The organism is Amycolatopsis sp. NPDC003731 (assembly GCF_053586895.1).
Genome location: NZ_JBSFNC010000290.1, coordinates 1 through 3,364, shown reverse-complemented (window position 1 = coordinate 3,364; position 3,364 = coordinate 1). Strand labels below are relative to the sequence as shown.

3 protein-coding genes and 1 pseudogene are annotated in these 3,364 nt (G+C 71.3%); 1 reads left to right on the top strand and 3 read right to left on the bottom strand.

What is annotated here, in order from left to right; translation table 11 throughout:
* Window positions 1-89: 89 nt before the first annotated feature.
* Both murJ and ACWDN5_RS46525 read right to left on the bottom strand, forming a co-directional pair.
* Entirely contained in the window at window positions 90-1,871 is a 1,782-nt protein-coding gene (gene murJ / locus ACWDN5_RS46530) for a murein biosynthesis integral membrane protein MurJ (protein WP_449680771.1), read from the bottom strand.
* Window positions 1,872-1,946: 75 nt separating this feature from the next.
* Window positions 1,947-2,204, bottom strand: a complete 258-nt coding sequence (locus ACWDN5_RS46525; RefSeq protein ID WP_310977060.1) for a hypothetical protein — start codon at window positions 2,202-2,204, stop codon at window positions 1,947-1,949.
* Between the two features lie 357 nt (window positions 2,205-2,561).
* Between ACWDN5_RS46525 and ACWDN5_RS46520 the strand changes: the two genes are divergently transcribed.
* On the top strand, window positions 2,562-2,933 hold the full coding sequence (locus ACWDN5_RS46520; protein ID WP_449680770.1) for a hypothetical protein: 372 nt from the start codon (window positions 2,562-2,564) through the stop codon (window positions 2,931-2,933).
* Window positions 2,934-3,068: 135 nt separating this feature from the next.
* Here ACWDN5_RS46520 and ACWDN5_RS46515 read toward each other — a convergent pair.
* Window positions 3,069-3,364 (bottom strand): annotated as a pseudogene (locus ACWDN5_RS46515) (TetR/AcrR family transcriptional regulator); the annotation flags it as partial.

Sequence of the window (3,364 nt, the reverse complement as noted above, 5' to 3'; positions counted from 1 at the left end):
CGGCCGGTTCCTGTTGTGCGCCAACTACACCGGCGGCAGCGTGGCGGTGTTCTCGCTGTCCTCCTCCGGCGCCCCGAGCCGCCGCCCCCTCACCGAGCCGCGAACCGCCGCCGCAACCCCGCCACCCGCCGGGTCACCGGCGTGAACTCCGGCAGCTTCAGCAACGCCAGCAACCCGAACGGCACCGCCATCCCCAGCAGCCCCTGCACCGGCAGCTTCACCCACGCTCCCGGGATCACGCCCAACGACGCCGGCACCGCGTGCCCCGCCAGTACCGCGGCCACCACCCCGAGCCCGCTCACCGAAAGCGTGATCAGCCCGACCCGCAGCGACCGCTTGCTGCGCAGGTGCCCGAGCCGCACCCACAGCCACACCTGGCCGAGGACCGCCCCGACCACGAAGCCGGCGCCGTTGACCAGCATGACGCCGTACACCACGTGCTCGCCGTCGAGCAGGCCACGGCACAGCAGCAGGAGGGGGATCTTCACCGCCGTCATCACGAGCATGATCAGCGTGGGCGTGCGGGCGTCCTTCATCGCGTAGAACACCCGCAGCTGCAGCATGACCAGCGCGAACGGGAGCAGCCCGACCGCCGAGACGGCCAGGGTCTGGCCGAGCCGCTCGGCGTCGTCGAGGGTGCCGCGGCCCCAGGTGAAGATCGCGATGCCGATCGGGGTTCCGACCACCGCCAGCACCGCCGAAATCGGCACGAACAGCACCGTCGACATGCGGGACGCGAGCGAGAGGTCGCCGACGAGCGAGACCGTGTCGCCGTCCGCGGCCGCGCGGCTCATCCGCGGCATCAGCGCCGTCAGCAGCGAGACGCCGAGGATGCCGTACGGCAACTGGAAGAGCAGGGACGCGTAGCTGTAGGCCGTGACGCCGCCGCTGTTGCCGCCGGTCAGCACCCTCGTCGTGATCACGAACCCGACGTGGCTGACCACGACGTAGCCGAGGATCCACGCGGCGAGCCCGCCGAACTCCTTGATCCGCGGGTCGAAGCCCCAGCGCCAGCGGAACCGGAAGCCGGTGCGCAGCAACGCCGGGATGAGCACCACGGCCTGCGCGACGATGCCGAGCGTGGTGCCGAGGCCGAGCACGAGCAGCTTGGGATCGCTCATGTGGACCGGGTCGAGGGTCAGCTCCCCCGGCACGAAGGCGAACACGACGAGCGTGCCGGTGACGACGACGTTGTTCAGCACCGGCGCCCAGGCCGGCGGGCCGAAGACGTTCTGCGCGTTGAGGATCGCCGAGAGCAGCGCGAAGAGGCCGTAGAAGAGGATCTGCGGCAGCAGCAGGTACGCCAGCGCGGTGGTCAGCGCCGGATTGGCCGTCGGGGACGATTTGTCGACGTAGAGCGCGGTGAACAGCGGGGCGATCGCGACCGCGACGGCCGTGCCGACGGCGAGCAGCACGAGCGCCATCGTGATGAGCCGCTGGGTGTAGGCGCGGCCACCGTCGGGGTCGTCGTGCGAGCGGACCAGCAGCGGCACCACCACGCTGGCGAGGACGCCGCCGAAGAGCAGTTCGAAGACGATGTTGGGCAGGGTGTTCGCGACGGTGAAGGAGTCGTTGACGACGCCGGCCCCGACCACGGCGGCGAGCAGCAGCTTCGCGACGAACCCGGTGACCCGGCTGACGGCGGAGGCGACCGCCATCCGGCCGCTGGAGCGGGCCAGCGACGAACCGGCACCCTCCCCGCGCCCGGCGCTGACCGGCGACGCGGGCGGCCGGGCGACGATCTGGCCGGCGAACTCGTCGTAGGCGCGCCGCGAGACGTCGGGGTCACGGGTCGGCCAGTGCGGGCCCCGCAGCTCGCTCGGGAGGAAGACCGTCGCCTCGTCGTCCACCGGTCGTGGGTGCTCCGCCATGGGGACAAGCCTGCCAGGTCAGGGGCACGGACGGGAGTCCGAACACTTGTTCGAAGCGGCGACACTCCGTGACGCTCAGGCGGCGACGGTGATCTCCAGTACGGCCCGCCCGGCCTCGGTCAGCTCGGCGGCCACCCGCCCGGTGCCGCCTTCGACGGCGGGCCGCAGGTAGCCGCCGTGGGCGAGGGCGTGCGCGGTGATCTGATCGCAACAGGCGAATCCGTCGATGAAGAGGTCGGGCTCGCAGCTGCACGACATCTGCGCACGACCCGCGGCCACCGCCTTCAGCATCGCCATCGCGCGGTGGGTGAGCTCGACTCCTGAACCGGACACCGGACTGCCTTTCTCGTTTCGCCACTACAACGGGTCATTCGCCCGTTGGGCCGATTGTGTTACTTACGGCACTATGACGTTTGGGGTGTGGGTGAGGTTCCCCGGGCGGAAAAGTCTGTTTCGAGGCAGACGCGCCGGCTGCTCGAATCGAGGCATGAAAGCACTGCTCAAGCGGGCGACGGCGGTCGTCGCGCTGCTCGTGACCGGAGCCGGCACCGCCACGGCCGCCGGCGGACCGGCGTGGCGAGACTGTTACGAGGGCTTGTCCTGTACCGAGATCGAGGTGCCCGCTGACTGGGACGCCCCGGCCGGCGGCGCGACCGTCACCGTCCCGCGCAGTCGATCCCGCTGTTCGCCGTGCCGGGCTACCGCGACCAGTTCACCGACCTCGCGGCGCGGTTCGACGTGGTGGTGTTCGACCCGCGCGGCCTCGACGTCACGTGCCCGGCGCCGGTTCCCGCGCCCGTGCCGGGGCCGCTGACCAAGAGCGCGTACGACGCCTACGCGGCCGCGAACGCGCAGTCCGCGGCCGGCTGCCCGGCGGCCCGTGGTCGCCTCGGCGCCGACCAGGTCGCCCGCGACATGGACGCGATCCGGGCTTCTCGTGGGGCGGCTTTTTTGGGGAAAGATGTCCTCGCCGGACGGGCAGGCTCTGGGATGACCCTGGCTCCCGTTGTCGGCTCGCCCTGGGTGGGTGGGCCGCGGGAGGTCATCCCGTCGCCTGATTGAGGCCTATCACTTTGAGCCGGGCCCGCAAGCTTTGTCATGGCCGCTTGGCTTGGGCTTTGGGTTGCGGGCCCGGCTCAAAGCGATTTTTGCGGCCTCAGGCGACGGGATGACCTCGCCGCTCCTTTGTCGTTGTGGTCAGCTCTCGCTCAGGCGTAGCTCCAGCGTTCTTGCCCACTCGCTGACGATCTGGCGTCGCCTGCGCTTGTCGTCCGTCAGCAGGTTGGCCAGGCCGAGCCCGCGGGCCAGGTCCAGCGTGGCCTGGACCAGTTCCCGCACCCCCGGCCGGGACTCGTCGACGCCGAGCAGCTCGACCGTCACCCGGTGCGCCTCGCGGCCGACCCGGGCCTCCAGTGGGACCAGCACGGCACGCAGGGCCTCGTCGGTTGCCGCCACGGACCAGAGCTGGAGGGCCGCTCGGAACAAGGGGCCCG